Origin of the sequence: Staphylococcus arlettae, from assembly GCF_025560845.1 — a bacterium.
GTDB lineage: Bacteria > Bacillota > Bacilli > Staphylococcales > Staphylococcaceae > Staphylococcus > Staphylococcus arlettae.
Genome location: NZ_CP094803.1, coordinates 87189 through 105163, shown reverse-complemented (window position 1 = coordinate 105163; position 17975 = coordinate 87189). Strand labels below are relative to the sequence as shown.

Here is a 17975-nt window from a genome sequence, read left to right as displayed (position 1 = left end):
TACTCCCTCTTTACCATCTAATAATGTATTGTAAATCCCATTGGAACTTCACCAAAATCTTTAATTACTTTCAAACTATACTTTTGAGCTGCTGGTAAAGTCGTAATACATGCATCACTTAACCCCTTTGAACACTGTAAAGCAGCTTGAGAATTTGAGTTAACTAACTTAATATTTTTCGAGACAGTAAAATCATATGCCAATCCTGATGGAGCTGGATGTGTAGCTATGATACTATTTCCTAAATCTTTCGTGTCATTATTTGTCGCTAAAATCATATTATAAGTGGGCATTATGAAGCAATCTACTAGTGATAAATCATTTAAATTGGAAAATACAATTTTATGCAAATCTGGATAAACCACGCAACCTAACAATGCTGCAAAATCATTCTTTTTAACTTCTAATAGTGCATCTTCAAGTGTATTATGTAAAAATACTTCCCCTTCTATTTTATTTTCTTCTAACCATTTATATGCAGCTTGCTCACAGTTTGTGTTGATTGGTCCCAAAGTATGAATGAATTTGATATCTTCAATAGCTTTCATCATTATCCTCCGTTTATTTATAATTTATTAAAATTTCATCATCTAACCATTTGTAATAATTAACGCAGTCATCGTAATTATTATGAGTCGTCAAAACAAATCCCGGATATCCAGAGAAATTAGGGTATGGTTCGACAATATTTCCTACTTGCAAAAATTGGAGAATTCTATTAGTTTCTTCTTGCTTCAATACATTATTAAAACCTTTTAAACTCGTTATTTCTCCATGGCCCTTTGTTGGCACTATATAGTTCCCTGCTATACATTTTGCCACTTCATTGCTGTTTAGTATTTCAACTTCTTGACCTAGCGCAGCAAATAAAGACCATTTAGCTAGATTAAAACCGGTACTAGCTTTAACAATGAAATGTGAAACACCGGACCCTCCTATACGTGCGCCAACTTCCAATATATAAGGCTGATTAGCATTATCAACTCTTAATTCTGTATGTGTAGGACCATTTATAATTCCTAAAGCTTTATTCGCATGTATTACTTGTGCTTCTATTGCCTCTTTTAATGAGTACGATATTTGGGCTGGCGCAATATAAACCCCTTCTTCAAAATATGGACCTTGTGGATTACCTTTATAACCAATAGAGAGAACAGTCGTTTTCCCGTTGTTAACAAAAGATTCTGCCACATATTCTGGACCATTAATATATTCTTCAACAATAATGCCACTAAAAGAATTCCCTTCATTATGCGACATATAATTCAACGTTTGTTCATTAATTGCTTGTACTGTTTCTATACCATTTTTCGCCTCTTGCTCATTATTTGCTTTGATAACGCCTAGACTTGAAAATCCAGTTTTGGGTTTAATAACTATCGGATAATTCATAGCTTTAATCACATCTATATCACTAATATCATCAATTTCTGCGTATTTTGGGTTATTTATATCATACTTATTAAACTGCTTTCTCATAGCACTTTTATCACGCAAATGTATATGTGAATGCTCTCCAGATTTAGGTAGATTTAATTCTGCTGCCAAGAGAGATGTAAAGGTTACCGCACCATCAAACAAGGTCATGACGCCATCAATAGGATCATGTGAATCCAGGTGTTTTAATTCATTTATTGCCACTTGTTCATTAAAAATATCTATTGATAGTTGTCTTTTAACTGCTGGTAAGTCAACGGGTTGCTGCTTTGGTCTATTCACCAATGTTAATCGAATGCCTAATTTTTCTGCCTCTTCAAATATAAAGGGGATATCAATATTTTGATAAATTAATACAATGTGCTGTCCCATATTTAATTACTCCTTCGTTAAGTATTAGATCTATTTTTGTGAATATTAGTGCTAAAATATTGGAAAATTGTAGTTATAACCTTAGGGCTTATGTTTATGAGCATAACACCGCATAGTATTAAAGCCGTTCCTACATACGTGTAAATATTTAATGTTTCACCTAAAAACAAGGAACCTAAATAGAGCGCTATTGCCGGGGAAATAAATAAATGTGCACTTGCTCTAGATACATGCCAATGCTTTAACAGTGTCATATATAATGCTAGACCAATGACTGATCCAACAGTTGATAAATAGAGTAATGCATATAAACTCGGCCCATGAAAAGTTCGATTCCCATTCTCTAGTAGTAAGCTAGCAAACCCTAATCCGATACCACCTATAATCATTGCTACAGCATTAAAGTTAAATATAGGCATATATGATAAATGGTCTCTTACTTTAATCGTGACTAAAGCACTACCTAGACCACTTGTTAAAATAAGCAACATAGATACAATACTTAATAGAGAATAATCAATTTGAAATGTTTGCCAAAATATTATGATAATTCCAATCAAGCTGAACAAAACCCCAGATATTTGCATCTTTGTAGCAGGTATTCCACCAAAAATTTTATTGAATATTAACAGCATTACAGCAAGCATAGACATTAACACAGAAACTAAACCACTAGATACATATTGCGTTCCCCAGTAAACAGTACCAAAGGGGACACTAAAATAAAAAATGCCATAAAATAAGGCAAGCATATAACCTTTAGGCGGCAACTTCCATTTTTTAAATATTAGTAAAATTATACATATAAGTGATCCTGAAATTATAAAACGCATAGATGATGACCAAAAAGGCAGACTATTTTCCAATCCTATTCTTTGTGCTCCCCACGTCGTTCCATTTACTAAACATATAATTACAAAAAATAACCACAGTAATGATTTATGATTCAATATTATGCACTCCTTTAAAAATACATAATTTATATAATACTATAATATTTTCTTATTACAAGAAAATTCTAAAATTTCTAAATATTTTTAAAATAATAAATTTGTTTAACATGTAAATAAGACCAAAAATGAACTAACCCTTGTTAAAGGATTAGCCCTTGCTATATTTAAAATCTATTTTGTCTCAAAAAGGACGCCTTACAAATAAGGCGTCCTTTTTATGTTAATAACTATTATATTTATTTATAGCCAAAAGCTGAAAGTGCTGAATCAAGCAAAGTTACAGCACTATTTCCTACATTTGAAACTTGCTCTCCAAGAAAAGAAATTGCATTATCTTCTACTCCACTAATACTATCAACAAAATCTACGATAGCTTAGTCAAAATTATTTTGCTCTTCTATAATTGCACCTACTCCTTGTCTCTATTTCAGAGCCCACTTTATCAGTCAGATTTATCACCTTACTTAATCATTACGCAAAATATTATTCATGTTCATCTAAACTAATGAAGACGTTTGGAACAATTATCATTCAATACATTTTACAAAAATCGATAAATCAATACTTCAAACAAAAGATTTTTAGGCATAGTAAATTGCAATAAATCTTTATTTATTTCGTGTTTACATACAGTGTTGATAAGCGTAGATTAATAGTTGTAAGTAGTAATATTGTGTAGAAGGAAGGAACGTTTCATCATGAAAAATTCAATAAAATACCGTAAATTTATTTTACCCCTAATTATCGGTATACTCATCTGTGCATTTACCCCTATCAAACCGGACGCATTAAGCCTACAAGCTTGGTATATGTTCGCGATATTTGTAACAACGATTATTGCTTGTATTACACAACCTATGCCAATCGGCGCAGTATCTATACTTGGGTTTACAGCCATGATACTAACAGGCGTAACTGACATCAAAACTGCAGTAGCAGGATTTGGTAATAACAGTATCTGGCTGATTGTCATTGCCTTTTTTATCTCGAGAGGTTTCGTCAAAACTGGTTTAGGCCGTCGTATTGCACTGCAATTTGTAAAATTATTTGGTAAAAAAACTTTAGGATTGGCCTATTCACTTGTCGGCGTTGACCTTATATTAGCCCCTGCCACTCCAAGTAATACAGCACGTGCGGGTGGTATTATGTTCCCGATTATCAAATCACTTTCTGAATCCTTTGATTCGGATCCAAAGCAAGGAACAGAACGGAAAATGGGTGCGTTTCTTATCTTTACCGAATTCCAAGGTAATTTAATTACTGCCGCCATGTTTTTAACTGCAATGGCAGGTAATCCATTAGCACAACACCTTGCCGGAAGTACTGCTAACGTAAATATAACGTGGATGAACTGGTTTTTAGCCGCCTTAGTGCCTGGCTTAATATCTCTAATCGTTATACCTTACGTTATTTATAAAATATATCCCCCAAGCACTAAAGAAACACCAAATGCTAAAAACTGGGCTAATAAAGAATTAGCAACAATGGGAAAAATATCAACCGCAGAAAAATATATGATTACAATCTTCATCATTTCATTACTGCTTTGGATAACAGGAAGCATGATTAACATAGATGCCACGTTAACAGCATTTATTGCCCTATCGTTATTATTGTTAACAGGCGTACTAGAGTGGAAAGATATTTTAAATGAAACAGGTGCCTGGAATACATTAATTTGGTTCTCAGTGCTCGTACTCATGGCAGATCGGTTAAATAAATTAGGCTTTATTCCATGGTTAAGCAAACTCATCGCCACAAGTTTGGGTCACTTCAATTGGCCCATTGTTCTTGTTATTTTGTTGCTATTCTATTTTTATTCTCACTATTTATTTGCGAGCGCAACCGCACACGTCAGCGCAATGTATGCCGCGCTATTAGGTGTGGCAGTTGCTGCAGGCGCGCCACCGTTATACAGTGCATTAATGCTAGGTTTCTTTGGTAACTTGTTAGCTTCAACGACACATTACAGTAGTGGCCCAGCACCAATCCTATATTCAGCTGGCTATATTTCTCAAAAACGTTGGTGGACTATGAACTTTATCCTGGGAATTGTATATTTCATTATTTGGATAGGTTTAGGTTCCGTTTGGATGAAATTAATAGGTATTTTATAAATTTAAGAAGGTTCAATACAAATGCCACACTTATCGATATAGCTAATGACTCTAATTAACCTATGACAAAGTAAGAATTGATGTTTATACTTTATAACACAAACGAATCTGATTCATAAACAGCTCTGACTAAACAGAAAACGACAATTTCTCTTGAAATATTGGAGAAATTGTCGTTTTCTTTATTTTTAATAGTGTTTATTAAATGTTACAAAAGGGACTTATTTTTAGCATAACAAAAGATTAATTGTATCGATTTTGTAATGTGCTGACGCCCGGAGGAATAATATGCGTGAGAGACTACAGGCTCGAACTATACCCCAGGCAATCATGTACAGTCAAAATCGTTGATTTTAAATATAAAAGAAGTGGGACAGCAATCTAATTTAATAAAAAAGATTGCGTCGTCCTCCCCCAGTAAAGCTGCTTAGCATTGAAACAAGTTTGAGTTGAAGCACATATTCAGTTCAGTCAGCTACTGAAAATATGAAAAGAGCTTGGGACCAATCAATGTTATCCCAACCTCTTTTAGCAATAATAATTTTCTAAAAACATAAACAGTATTTATTTTATATTTTGAAATAGTGTCATTAACCATTATTTGAAACTACAACACTTAATGAAACTAGAAAGTACTCATAGTTAAAAAGTAATCGCAATAGTTAATGTATTTTAAAGTGCTTATTGACATTAAAATGAAAATTACAGTACGTAATTAAGACAAATAAAAGGTTAAATATTTAATTTATACTTATCCAATTCTTTCTCTATTTTTTTGTTGAATTCATTATATTTTTCATACACTTTTACTATTTTGTACGTAAATCTGGCAGTCGCAATACTAGTCCCCCAGAAAAAAGAATATCCTTTAGGTACTCCAAATAAATTAAAGTAATCACTTTCTAAATACTCGGGGAAAGTTGAAACTACTAAATAATCTTCAATTTTTGAATCATCAACAATACTATTTATATCTCCACCAAATACAGAATAAGCATTACTTATATTCATAGAATAAGAAGCAATATTTCCACTAAAGTCTTTAGAAGTAACTACATAAATATAACCAGTTTGCTGATTAAAAATATTATCCTCTTGCGCTCTATTACCACTTGATGCTACTACAATAATATTTTTTATATATGCAATCTTAATGAGGGTTTTGATTTTTTCTTTTTGTTTTTTTGTAGTAAGAGAATTGTAGATAGACAAGCTTAAATTAATTATATTTACTTTTAACTCAATAGCGTATTTAAATGCTTTTAAAAAAACATTTATATTAAAATTCATCTCGTTTGTGATTTTACAAACAATTATTTGTAAATCTTTCTTTTCATCGTCAAATAAACCATCGTAAATTATAATACCTGCTATAGCAGTTCCATGCCCAAGATAATCTTTTATATCTTGATCAATGAAGCTTTTAGAAGAATCAAAATTAATATATTTTCTTAGTCGTTTATGGTAAATGTCAATTCCTGTATCTAAAATAGCAATTTTTGTCATTTATTTTGTTCGGAGCAATATTCCAAAAATTCAGATAATTCTTTCATAGAAGTATCACTATATTTATCGACTTCCATTACTTTTGCCACCACTTTCTCATCAGCTTCAAAATAGTTTTGATTCTCTTCATACAATTTTTTAATATTTCTATCAATATTACTTAACTCTTTAAATTTTTTTCGCGCTTTACTTACCATAATAAATTTTTTTATTTCATTCTTTATATACATATATATTTCTAATAATATTTCCATTATGTTCACTCCTTCATTAATCAAAACAATTTTGACTATCAATAAATAATTTATAAAGCCTATGAGATTCATATAACTCTTTATGATTACCAACACCTGTTATTGTGCCCTCATCCATAAACAAAATACAATCAGCATTTTGAATTGTAGACATTCTATGGGCAATAATTATACAAGTTTTTTCTTTCATAAATTCATAGATATTTTCAATCAGAGCATTTTCACTTCGGCTGTCTAAATTAGAAGAAAACTCATCAAGTAAATATATATTACTATTTTTCATTAATGCTCTAGCTAAAGCAATTTTCTGTTTTTGTCCTCCTGATAAAAACACTCCATTTTCACCAGTTATAGTCAAGAATTTTTGAGACGAATTTTGGAGCATAGCAGTTAAATCAGATTTACAACAAACATCTAAAATTTTATCGAAACAAACTATACTTTTTTCTCCATAAACTATATTTTCTAAAATGGTACCAGTCATTACATTATTTTCTTGAGGAACATAACTAATAGAATTTCGTAAATCGGTCACATCAATATCTTCAATGTTTTTACCCCCATAAAAGATATCACCTGAATAATTTTTGTGAATACCTAATATTAAATCAAATAAGGTGGATTTTCCTGCTCCAGAAGGTCCTACTATAGCAACAGTTTCTCCCGCTTTAATTGTAAAATTAATATCTTTTAGTAACGTTGTTTCTCCATAACTAAAAGACAAATTGTTAATTTCCAAGTCTCCGAATAACACTTCTGTTGTATTAATATTTTCTAAACTCTTAATCTCTAGATTATTATTACTAATTAAATCTCTAATTTTTTCATTTGCTCCTCTTACTTTCTGAATATCACTATATACAGTAGTAAAAGAAATAATCGCAGGGATCACTTGTAAAACATAGTAAAGAATAGCTATAAATGTCCCCGTTGATAAACTACCATTACTAATTCTGAAACTAGCATAACCAATAATAAACAGTATTGTTCCTATAGTTATTAATGACAAAATAGGTGCAACTACAGCTTTTAATTTGGCGTCTTTTAGTTCTAAAACAAATAATTTTTTTAATATTCCTTTGATTCTTCTATACTCATAGCATTCTGAAGTATAAGCTTTCACTAATTTAATATTTGATAATACATTATTTAATTTAGATGTAAAAATAGATAATTGATCTTGCAACTTTAATGATAGGTTGTAGGTAATGTTGCCTATCGGGAAAATAACCAAACAAGTTACAGGTATAAATAAGACAGTAATCATCATTATTTTATAATCTAAAATAAATAAAATTATTAATGCTCCTATAAATGTTAGTAGGTAATTAATCGCATTTGGTATTGTATTGGTTAGAAATAAATTAATTTCTTCAATGTCATTCTTTAAACGACTTATTATTTCCCCACTGTCATAAGAATATATAGTTTCTAGATTTAACTTTAATATATTCGACCAGATGCTACTTCTAATTTCAAACATAGATTTGCTACCAATGTATTTAAATAAATACAATGATATAGAGCCCATTATTACACTGCTTAAAAAAATAATTATGGCTGTTATGATATCCATAAATTCTATTTTTGAACTTTGAAACTTATCGATAATATTCTTTAAATATATTGGCATTGACAATCCTAAAATAGTTGAAATTATTGATACTATCATACTAACAGCAAATGTTTTTCTCGATATCGATGCAAGCTGTATTAAATTTCTTATTTTCACCTTAATCACATAATTAGATTTAACAATCCAACATGATCTTCTAATCCAAAATATAAATCTATAGCATAATAGATACCTAAAGATCCAGTTAATAAATTGTTTTTATCTAAATAATATCTCCTTCCATCATACTTTTCACAATCTCTGAACTTATAAATATAGCTTTCTTTGTAATCTTTGATTACATTAAAAAATGCTAAATTTACATTTCTAGGTCTATGAATTTTTCTGAAATGCAATAATTGTAGTAACACTCCAGAGTTCCCATGGCATAATGTGGGCGATAATAATTTCCTATATTTAATGTTTATCGCTTCAAAAAACTCTAAGCATATTTTTTTATAAGATTCATTTTGAATAATTAGCGCTGCGTTGTAAAAAGTTTGCATCATTACTAAATCACCATAACACCAAGTATAATTTCTATCGCCAAATTGTATTTTTTCGTTTTTATATATTTTTTTGACGTAAGTTTTTTTCCTATCACTATAGAACTTGTATACAAAATTGCATATCTTTTCAATACATTTTTTCGTATCTTCATCTTCAAAGATTTTATAATAATAATTTAAAGAACTTAATATTCCCATAATCCCATGACTGTGTGATAAATTTATTAATCCTTTTTTAGAATTAATATACGGATTATTTTCATTAGGAATATAGAACATTAATTCCTCGATATTATTAAAATTCTTGAAATCAAAATAATTTTTTAAACAATTAGCAATGTCATGGATTATGTTATTATTCACAATATGTTTATAAACTGACTTATTTAAATAGCATTTTAATATACCACTCAACCCACTTATTAGATCATAATCAGAATCTTTTACGCACCTATTAATCCGGTTTTCATAGCATTCTTGAATTTTACTATATGTTCTGTTTTTCAAATATGGGAGTATCCCGTGTATTAAATTCAAATATCTTTCATCTTTTGCAGCATTCGATAATACGTATAAAATCCCTGCTAATCCATTAAATAAACCTGGATCAAATATCTGTTCCACGTTATTTCTGGTAACTCTATTTTTTATTAAATTATGAATTTGTAACTCATAATTTTTAAAGCCATTCAATTGCCTGTTATTCATAATTATAATCCAAGAAATCATACCATTTGCTAATGAATAAAAGTCTGGACTATAATACATGTTTGTTATAATTTCTGGGTTATTTTTCAAATTGTTTCTGTAAACGTCTTTGAAATTTTTTAGGGGAGAGTCTATATTCAAGATTTTTTCCATCTATAGTATTCCTCTTTCATATATAAGTATATACATTTGTTAATATAACTCTCTTTTTCATTATCAATACCTAAACGGTTATAGGACATATGAATAAAACTAAATACAATATTTAGATACTTTGAAGTTAATAAAGATTCATTTAATTGGTTTTTATAAATTTTAATATTCTCTACAATCATACTGTTGTAAAAAATATTTTCTACAATTGGTTTGTTTAATAAAAAGTCTTTATTACATTTAATCCATTTTCTATAAAAACTGTAGTCCTCTCTATCCACATTAACTTTTAGCATATTATGAACTTGTTCTCTATTAAAATCTTCATAAAAAATAAGCAAATAATTCAAACCTAATATAAATGCACATTGGATTTTATTTTTATTATTTATAAGCTTGAAACTTATTTCCGAATCTTTTTTAAAAATATTTTCTGCATTTTCTATATTATTGATACCGCCGTATCGTTCCAATTCACGCTCATATTCAGCTATTTCTATATTTTCAACAATATCCAATTCATTTAGATGATTTATTATTTTTAAATCATTTTGTATTTTTTGAGAAAATGAAAAAATACGCAATCTAATGTGTTTATCCGGTTTATAATATCTAATAAAAAAGTAATCTGAAATATTTTGCTTCAATAAATAGGTTTGTATTTTCTTCAAAACTTCATCACAAAAATCATAACTATAGTAAATTTTTAAATAAATCAAATCATTATTAATTGATAGAAATCTATCTTTAATATTTTCATACATTAAAACGTTATTATTGGTTGCTTGATTACGTTTTCCTTGAATATTAACTGGAATTACAATTTCGTATTCTTTATATTTGGACTTATTACAAACAAGATGGTTTGCTTCTTCAAATTCTAAATATTCTTTCATTGAATTTTGTTCTTTTTTGATTAAATCCGCTGTATATTTTGCTTCAAGGTCTAACAAAATAAAATTATCTAACTGTACTAAACTGATATATCTATCTAAATTTCCACTATTATAAGATTCAATAATTTTACTATATGTTGAACTGTTTAATTTAAATTTCCATTTTTTTAATCTTAAAACTATATTGCCATATGAAATTCTCGGATAATAAATAAATCTTTCTAACTCTTCACTATTGATTGGGTAGGCTTTAACATAATTATTTTCAGAGTTATTTAAAAGAAAACTGCATATTTTTGAAGAACTTGCTTCATGATTCAACATGTTATTAGTAGCCAAGTGAAGTTTCCTCTTATTTTTATTATCAAAATTTCTTATTACTCCATTTTCATCGCAATAAACTGAAATATTAGCTAACTGATAATCTTTTTCGTAAGAATCAAAAAAGAGATTTCTTTCAAATAGTATAGGTGTATCCATAACATTTAATCCTTTAAAGTCTAATGGTTTAAAAGAAACACCACATACTGATATCCCTTCTAATATTTTATTTAGCATCTGTCTCTTTTCACTATATATTTTTTCTTTAATACTTTCGAAATATCTAATAAATCTCCCAAAAGTCCTATGTGATTCAATTGTAATTATATTTCCAGAAGGGAAATACATTTTATCCCCTTTTTCATCTTCGAAAATTCTAAAATAGAGATCAAAGCTTGCTGGTACTGTGTACTCTATTTTATTTAAATCAAGTACATCACTTAAATCGAAGATTTCTTTGTTAACATTTCCTAAACCAAAAACTAACCCTGATAGTAATTGATTTTCTCTTTTCACTGTCAATGATTTTTTCAAGCCTAAATGTCTATTTTGATATGCTAAATCTTTAATATTAACTGCTACGTTTATTCCATATTTTTCCATAAAATTTTCATTGTAATCACTAGTTTCTTTCCAATATTGATTTATATAATAGTAAACTTTTGCAATCTCTTTTATATCACTTTTTATGTCATTTTCAAAATTAATATTACTCTTGAAAATTGAATTTATTTTAAATGGGATTACATTGGGTATAATCTTATTTGTTTCTTCTATGCAATTTTTATAATCAACTAAATCTATACTTTTCTTTTTTATTATATTTTCTAATTTTCTCAAAACACTATTGTATTTATAAGGTAACTTTTGTTCTCTTATCAACATATAAAGATTTTCGATATCCATACATTTAAAATTAGCCAACTGTAAATCTGTTAAAATAAATCCTCTTCTAATCAAACTTTTAAGATAATCCATTAATATTGTTTCGTTTATTTTTATATTGTTATTTCTCAACACATTATATAGCTCATAAAATGAACGTTTCTTAGTTAAATAATTTAAGACAAAATTATTTAACTCATTTTGGATAGTACTTATAGATGTTTCTTTCATTTTACCAGGAATAAAATCCACATACATTCTTCCGTTTTTTATAACTATATTTTCATTAGTCTTTAACGATAACTTTTTGATTATATTCGTTTTTTCTATAATTTCTCGAATGAATTTTTCTATCCACTCTTCACTAAGAGAACAAACAGGTATCAAATTATTTTGGGGGTCTGAATTACCACTATTATTAAAAACATTAATTATAGAGCACCCTGAAAAAATACCAAATGGGGTGTTTCTAGTACACATTCTAATATAATATTTAATTAAACTTGAATGTATATTTTTAATATCTTTTTCATTTTTTGATTCTAACTGCAAACATGAATTATATAAATCTAACGATGCAATACAAATTGCCTTTTCAAACATTGGTATCTTCATCAAAGTTTGTATTTGCTGTTTTAATGATAATTTCTCAAAACTATCGCTTGATAATATAAAATATTCAGAAAAACTGAGCCCCGGTTTTCTTAACATTGCATAATTGCTTAAATATATCATCAACATCATCCTTAATTGCTTAATTTTATAAAAGAGAGGGGGGCTTAAGTTTTTTTTGATATAGTATTTTATTTAAGCAAAACAAATAGATGTACAATTACACGTGCATGATCCTCTACATGTTATTTTAGTGATAAACCTTCTTGTAGTAGTTATTGTTCTAGTATCCATATCTCCGACCAATTCTTTTTGATCATTATTTATTTCTTTTTCTTCAAAATCTAATTTAAAGTCATCTATATTGATAGGTTCAATATTATTATTTTCCATTATTGCTAGCCTCCAATCCCCCCCTCTCCAAATACATCATACAATATTTTTCTGATTATTTGGTGCGCTTTAATATAATTTTTTTATTTTTTTACAAATATATATGATGTTATTAGTTATTAAAATTAACAAAATTTTATGATTCAAACTGATTCTTCGCCCTTGCCCTCTACAATATTGCAGTTGTCATCTTATTTTAGATAACTGACAGACCACCCTGCATTAAGGCTATGACTATCAAAATACTTTTGTGTAAGTTGACAATTTATGGTAATATCATCATGGATAAAAATTCGAGATAATTATAGATAAGAAGGTTTAAATATATTATGACTGAAAATTTTTGGCGTGAATTACCACGTCCATTTTTTATTTTGGCGCCTATGGAAGACGTTACAGATATCGTCTTTCGTCATGTAGTTAGTGAAGCAGCGAGACCTGATGTATTTTTTACAGAATTTACAAATACTGAGAGCTTTTGCCATCCAGAAGGTATACACAGTGTTCGTGGACGCTTAACATTCAGTGAAGATGAACAGCCGATGGTCGCTCATATATGGGGTGACAAGCCAGAGCATTTCCGCGAAATGAGTATCGGTATGGCAGAGATGGGCTTTAAGGGCATTGATTTGAATATGGGTTGTCCTGTAGCTAATGTTGCGAGTAAAGGTAAAGGGTCTGGTTTAATTCTACGACCTGAAACCGCAGCAGAAATTATTCAAGCATCCAAAGCAGGTGGACTACCGGTAAGTGTTAAAACACGACTCGGTTATTATGACATAGACGAGTGGAAAGATTGGTTAAAACATGTCTTTGAACAAGACATTGCCAATTTATCTATCCATCTACGTACACGTAAAGAGATGAGTAAGGTTGATGCACACTGGGAATTAATTGCAGCAATCAAACAAATGCGTGACGACATCGCACCAGATACACTGTTAACTATTAACGGTGATATCCCAGATAGAAAAACAGGCCTTGAGCTTGCTGAAAAGTATGGCATTGATGGTGTAATGATTGGCAGAGGCATTTTCCATAACCCTTATGCTTTTGAAAAAGAGCCTCGTGAACATACGAGTGAAGAATTGTTAGGTTTGTTGAGATTACATCTTTCATTGTTCGACAAATATTCCAAAGAGGAATCTCGACTATTCAAACCCCTACGCAGATTCTTTAAGATCTACATTCGTGGCATCAGAGGGGCTAGCGAACTGCGTCATCAATTGATGCAGACCAATACAACCGATGAAGCCCGTGCATTACTTGATGACTTTGAAGCTCGCATGGACGACGAAGTAAAATCCTAATACGTTTGCGTATTGGGATTTTTTTATTATACAAAATTACTTCATTTATAATGGCAATACTTTAATATTACATCCAGCCCATTAAAATTTTGATATGACACCAAAACGTGTTACGATTAATATAACACCTTTTGGTGTCATATTTTTTCTGGAGGTCTTTGCATGTCTAATAATTCTGAGTTAACGGAAATTAAAAAAGTTGTCACCTTAAATGCCAATCAAGATAAAGTTTGGGATGCTGTCGCAACAGCTGAAGGCATCACAGCTTGGTGGATGCTGAATGATTTTGAACCTGTAGAAGGTAAAGCATTCACCTTACATGCAGGGGAATTTGGAGATTCTCCTTGTAAAGTAACTAAGATTAAACCCAAAACGATTGTCAGTTTTGATTGGGGGAAAGATTGGAATCTTACTTTTAAACTCAAAGCAATCGATGATCATACTACTGAATTCACCCTTATTCATTCAGGTTGGGACGACAATAAAGAAACAGAGTTTGGTCAACCTCATTCTGTTGTCCAAGGCTTTATGGACGATGGTTGGGATGAAATCGTAAATACACATTTAGTAAATTACGTGACGTCATAATGCAATCGGTACAACCAAAACACGATGTATTTCATGCCATCGCTGACCAACATCGTCGTAAAATTTTAATGTTGCTTGCTAATGATGAAAGATCAATTACATCAATCACTGATGAGTTTTCAATTTCAAGAACAGCGGTCAACAAACATTTAACCATACTCTTTGAATCCAACCTTGTAACTAAAAAAACATCCGGCAGAGAAACCAGATACAAAACCCACGCGCAAGAACTGAAAAAAGTGAGCGACTGGTTGCAGTATTTCGATGTGTACTGGGATAATAAGCTGGAAAACCTTAAAAATTATGTGAATGACAATTAAGTTAAATTATAAAAAGCCTGCTCTTATTATTTGCTATAAGAGCGGGCCTATTTTTATCTTTTCAATAAATCTACTTGCTTTCACTTTAATTTACAATGAGTTATAAAATGCTTTTGTTACTTTATGTTTACAATTAATAACTGTTTAATTTTTATATTCAACATCTAATGATAATTGGTCATATGATATATTATATTTTTCGAAAAACTTGTTAATATAGTTCATTTTTCTTTCATTGGATAATTGTACAAATAAATATACACCTGGGACTATTTCCTCAGTATCATCTGTTTTTTCGCTAAATATAGCTGATTCAAAGCCAATTTTTGTGTCTATTTTTGTACATTCAATCAATGGATTCAAATCAATTTTAGCCAATAATTTAAATAGCTCTACAAATAAACCCTTCCATGTTTTTACAGGAATATATTCATCATTAATAAATGTAAATCCATGTATTTTATAATTAGAAAAAGTCCCATTACCATCATAGATATACATTTCTTTTTCTTCTATCATTTCATGTATTGTCGATTCAGGAAAATCCCAAATTTCTAATGCAGAAGTAATTAGCTGATTTGTTCTCTCAATTATTTCAGCTTCACCCCATTTGTCACTTCTAGCTGGTAATTTGTTTAAATTAACAAAATGACTTTCTTTAAAACCTTTTTCCATATTTTGTTTATCTTGGAAACTTCTATTGCTATATTTTGAATTATATCCAGTTATAGTCAAGTTTCCTAATGAGTTGACATAATTTTCATGAATTCTTTGGTAATTATTTCCTAATTCATTTTTCCAATCAGAGCTTAATTTTTGTGGCATAATATGTTCAATACTATAATCTTTATTTTTTAGTCCCTCGTAAATTGATAATGATTCAATGTGGTTATGGTTTTCTAACCTTTCAAATATATATGAACGATATGATGAATTAATATTATACCAATCATTATGTTTAAAGTTTCTAATTAGTTCTTCATCCGTTGGTACTCTTCCAGACCCTTGTTTTTTAAGTAGTAAAAATATGATAACTTCTGAATCTTTATATTGATTGTTATGTTTATCTTGAAACTGCCTAAAATCTCTATACAAAGTTGCTATAACTTTATTTAACGCATTCGAAGGTGTTTTGGTAATTATCCTTCTTGCTATATATTTTTCAACTAGTTCTACTATTTTGATAGCTTCTTCTTCGACAATTTTATTAGAAACAAAATCATTAATTATAGCCATTATAAATGGTCTAATTACAGTGACATTTAATTCTAAAAATCTATTTAAAATTACATCTATTTTCTTTGTCCCTGTATTACACTCAAGAATCATTTTATAAGTATTAGAGAAGTCATTAATGTCTTCAAATAAATTTTGTTTATCAAAATCAAGATTATTATAAGTGGTCTTAAATTCATCATACACATTTGATATCTTTGGAAATTGTGCATTTTTGATTGTTAAAAAATACCTAAAAAATTTACTTACTTCGAAATGAGTATTTTCTTCTAATGGTTGCCAATAGTTTTGAAAATACTTATTTTGTTCAGACAAATTCTCATTCATAAGTAAGAAGTTGCGTATTTTATCTGCATCTGTTAGAGCGACCCCGGTTGAATTGAGACTTTCAAAAATTAATTGTGGGTCATCATCAGGTGAATTTAAATTAACTACCATAAATTGAAGCTTTTGTATTGAACTCATTAATTGATCAATTGAGATATTCATATTATCAATACATGAATAAAAATACTCATAGTTTAAAGTAATATTTGAAGATTTGTCATAAAATTTTTCATTCCCAAATAATAATTTATATGACTTATAATCTCTTGGATTAGGTTGTAAAATTAATTTATCTGTAGTATTTAAGTATTGATCTTGTAAAAAAGTATTTAAAACATATTCCGGTGTTAAACGTACTTTTTTAGCTTCTTCTTCATTTTTGTCCAACCAATTTTTTATAGCTAACATTAAAAGAGATAACGTTGTCAATCTTTGTTGCCCATCTATGACAATTATATCTTGCGCATAATTACCTGGTTTTACAACTATACTACCAAAAAAATGTGTTTGTTTATTGCTTGTTTCTAAATCAATTAAATCCTCAAACAGCAATTCACAATTTTCTCTCTTCCAATCATAGTTCCTCTGATAAACAGGAATAATAATTTGTATTGCTCCCCTTAAAAATTCTATCGCAGAGCGGACGTTTCCATCCATAAATAATCACCCTTATTTTTATTTATAGTTATATACAGATTAACATATACCCTATTAAAATAAATTGTTTCATAAATATTTTGTGATTTTAGAGTATATACTTTAGTTAAATGAAGAAGTTAGAATTTACGTACCACCCATCTAATAATTTCAAGAAAAGCACCTAATACTATGTGACTACGTTAAACTCACTTCAAAATTTCATTTGGCAGTCGTTTTGAAGGTGACGGCATAGTGGCGTCACACAACCCGATGACTCACCCCACCGTATTTTTATATGCCTGTTATCTTTCAAGTAAATGTTAATATAAAAGCTTGCCCCTTTTATTAAACCAAAGGGAGCAATCAGCAATAAAATGTAAGATTTAGAACCCGGCGTCGTAAATCCATTAAAAAATGGATATAACATGCCGATACAACTATTAAATATGACCGCAAACATAACGACTGACATTAAAATATCTATCAGTGGATGAATGTCAGTCTCCAATAATAAAGCTTAGATAAGCAGGGGCAATCCCTATCGACGCTTTGTTGCCTTTACTAAACATGATATAAATCCCCCACTAACATGAATTGATAAATGGTTTTTAAATTGTGCAAATTACAAGGAAGTATGATATTAATCACTTGTAACTTCTAATTTTGTTTCAAACTTACTTTTCAAACAAAATATAAGCACATTTGAATCCTGCAATACTGCCAAAAATTATTAACACCAAAATAACAGACGCAATATTATTTATAAAAAAATATAAAATGCTATAGTGGAGATATATTAAACAATTGTTTTTTAAATCAACATG

14 protein-coding genes are annotated in these 17975 nt (G+C 29.4%); 4 read left to right on the top strand and 10 right to left on the bottom strand.

Annotated elements, in window-relative coordinates; all coding sequences use genetic code 11:
* Positions 1 to 17: 17 nt before the first annotated feature.
* The 3 genes from MUA37_RS00475 to MUA37_RS00465 are packed head-to-tail and all read right to left on the bottom strand — an operon-like array spanning position 18 to position 2759.
* Entirely contained in the window at positions 18 to 548 is a 531-nt protein-coding gene (locus tag MUA37_RS00475; RefSeq protein WP_214336555.1) for a type 2 periplasmic-binding domain-containing protein, read from the bottom strand.
* 13 nt (positions 549 to 561) lie between these two features.
* A complete protein-coding gene (locus MUA37_RS00470) occupies positions 562 to 1809 on the bottom strand; it encodes an ATP-grasp domain-containing protein (RefSeq protein WP_193325250.1) in 1248 nt (415 codons plus the stop codon).
* Between the two features lie 17 nt (positions 1810 to 1826).
* A complete protein-coding gene (locus MUA37_RS00465) occupies positions 1827 to 2759 on the bottom strand; it encodes a DMT family transporter (protein WP_002510389.1) in 933 nt (310 codons plus the stop codon).
* A gap of 701 nt (positions 2760 to 3460) precedes the next feature.
* On the opposite strand from MUA37_RS00465, the gene MUA37_RS00460 reads away from it, so the two are divergent.
* Positions 3461 to 4879 carry an anion permease gene (locus MUA37_RS00460; protein WP_021459554.1) on the top strand — a complete coding sequence of 473 codons (1419 nt, stop codon included), beginning with the start codon at positions 3461 to 3463 and terminating at the stop codon, positions 4877 to 4879.
* 732 nt (positions 4880 to 5611) lie between these two features.
* Here MUA37_RS00460 and MUA37_RS00455 read toward each other — a convergent pair.
* From MUA37_RS00455 to MUA37_RS00430, 6 genes are all read right to left on the bottom strand, one after another.
* A complete protein-coding gene (locus MUA37_RS00455; protein WP_142019203.1) occupies positions 5612 to 6385 on the bottom strand; it encodes a S8 family peptidase in 774 nt (257 codons plus the stop codon).
* Entirely contained in the window at positions 6382 to 6639 is a 258-nt protein-coding gene (locus MUA37_RS00450) for a hypothetical protein (protein ID WP_002510393.1), read from the bottom strand. Before MUA37_RS00450 ends, MUA37_RS00455 begins: the two co-directional genes overlap by 4 nt.
* A 16-nt stretch (positions 6640 to 6655) precedes the next feature.
* Entirely contained in the window at positions 6656 to 8311 is a 1656-nt protein-coding gene (locus MUA37_RS00445) for an ABC transporter ATP-binding protein (protein ID WP_262624918.1), read from the bottom strand.
* Positions 8312 to 8376: 65 nt separating this feature from the next.
* Positions 8377 to 9624 carry a lanthionine synthetase LanC family protein gene (locus tag MUA37_RS00440; protein ID WP_172604805.1) on the bottom strand — a complete coding sequence of 416 codons (1248 nt, stop codon included), beginning with the start codon at positions 9622 to 9624 and terminating at the stop codon, positions 8377 to 8379.
* Positions 9609 to 12461: a thiopeptide-type bacteriocin biosynthesis protein gene (locus MUA37_RS00435; RefSeq protein ID WP_172604804.1), complete on the bottom strand. Its 2853-nt coding sequence runs from the start codon at positions 12459 to 12461 to the stop codon at positions 9609 to 9611. Before MUA37_RS00435 ends, MUA37_RS00440 begins: the two co-directional genes overlap by 16 nt.
* A 72-nt stretch (positions 12462 to 12533) precedes the next feature.
* Positions 12534 to 12731, bottom strand: coding sequence for a hypothetical protein (locus tag MUA37_RS00430; protein ID WP_002510688.1), 198 nt, complete (start codon positions 12729 to 12731; stop codon positions 12534 to 12536).
* 329 nt (positions 12732 to 13060) lie between these two features.
* Here MUA37_RS00430 and MUA37_RS00425 point away from each other — a divergent pair, with 329 nt between their 5' ends.
* The 3 genes from MUA37_RS00425 (at position 13061) to MUA37_RS00415 (ending at position 14949) form a co-directional block, all read left to right on the top strand.
* Entirely contained in the window at positions 13061 to 14041 is a 981-nt protein-coding gene (locus MUA37_RS00425; protein WP_142019200.1) for a tRNA dihydrouridine synthase, read from the top strand.
* Positions 14042 to 14203: 162 nt separating this feature from the next.
* The gene (locus MUA37_RS00420) at positions 14204 to 14629 is read left to right on the top strand and encodes an SRPBCC family protein (protein ID WP_262615258.1); all 426 of its coding nucleotides are present in this window, start codon (positions 14204 to 14206) and stop codon (positions 14627 to 14629) included.
* Complete coding sequence (locus MUA37_RS00415) at positions 14629 to 14949, top strand: ArsR/SmtB family transcription factor (protein ID WP_002510685.1); 321 nt, start codon at positions 14629 to 14631, stop codon at positions 14947 to 14949. Before MUA37_RS00420 ends, MUA37_RS00415 begins: the two co-directional genes overlap by 1 nt.
* Before the next feature lie 144 nt (positions 14950 to 15093).
* Here MUA37_RS00415 and MUA37_RS00410 read toward each other — a convergent pair whose 3' ends face one another.
* Complete coding sequence (locus MUA37_RS00410; protein WP_142019198.1) at positions 15094 to 17169, bottom strand: DUF262 domain-containing protein; 2076 nt, start codon at positions 17167 to 17169, stop codon at positions 15094 to 15096.
* Positions 17170 to 17975 lie beyond the last annotated feature (806 nt).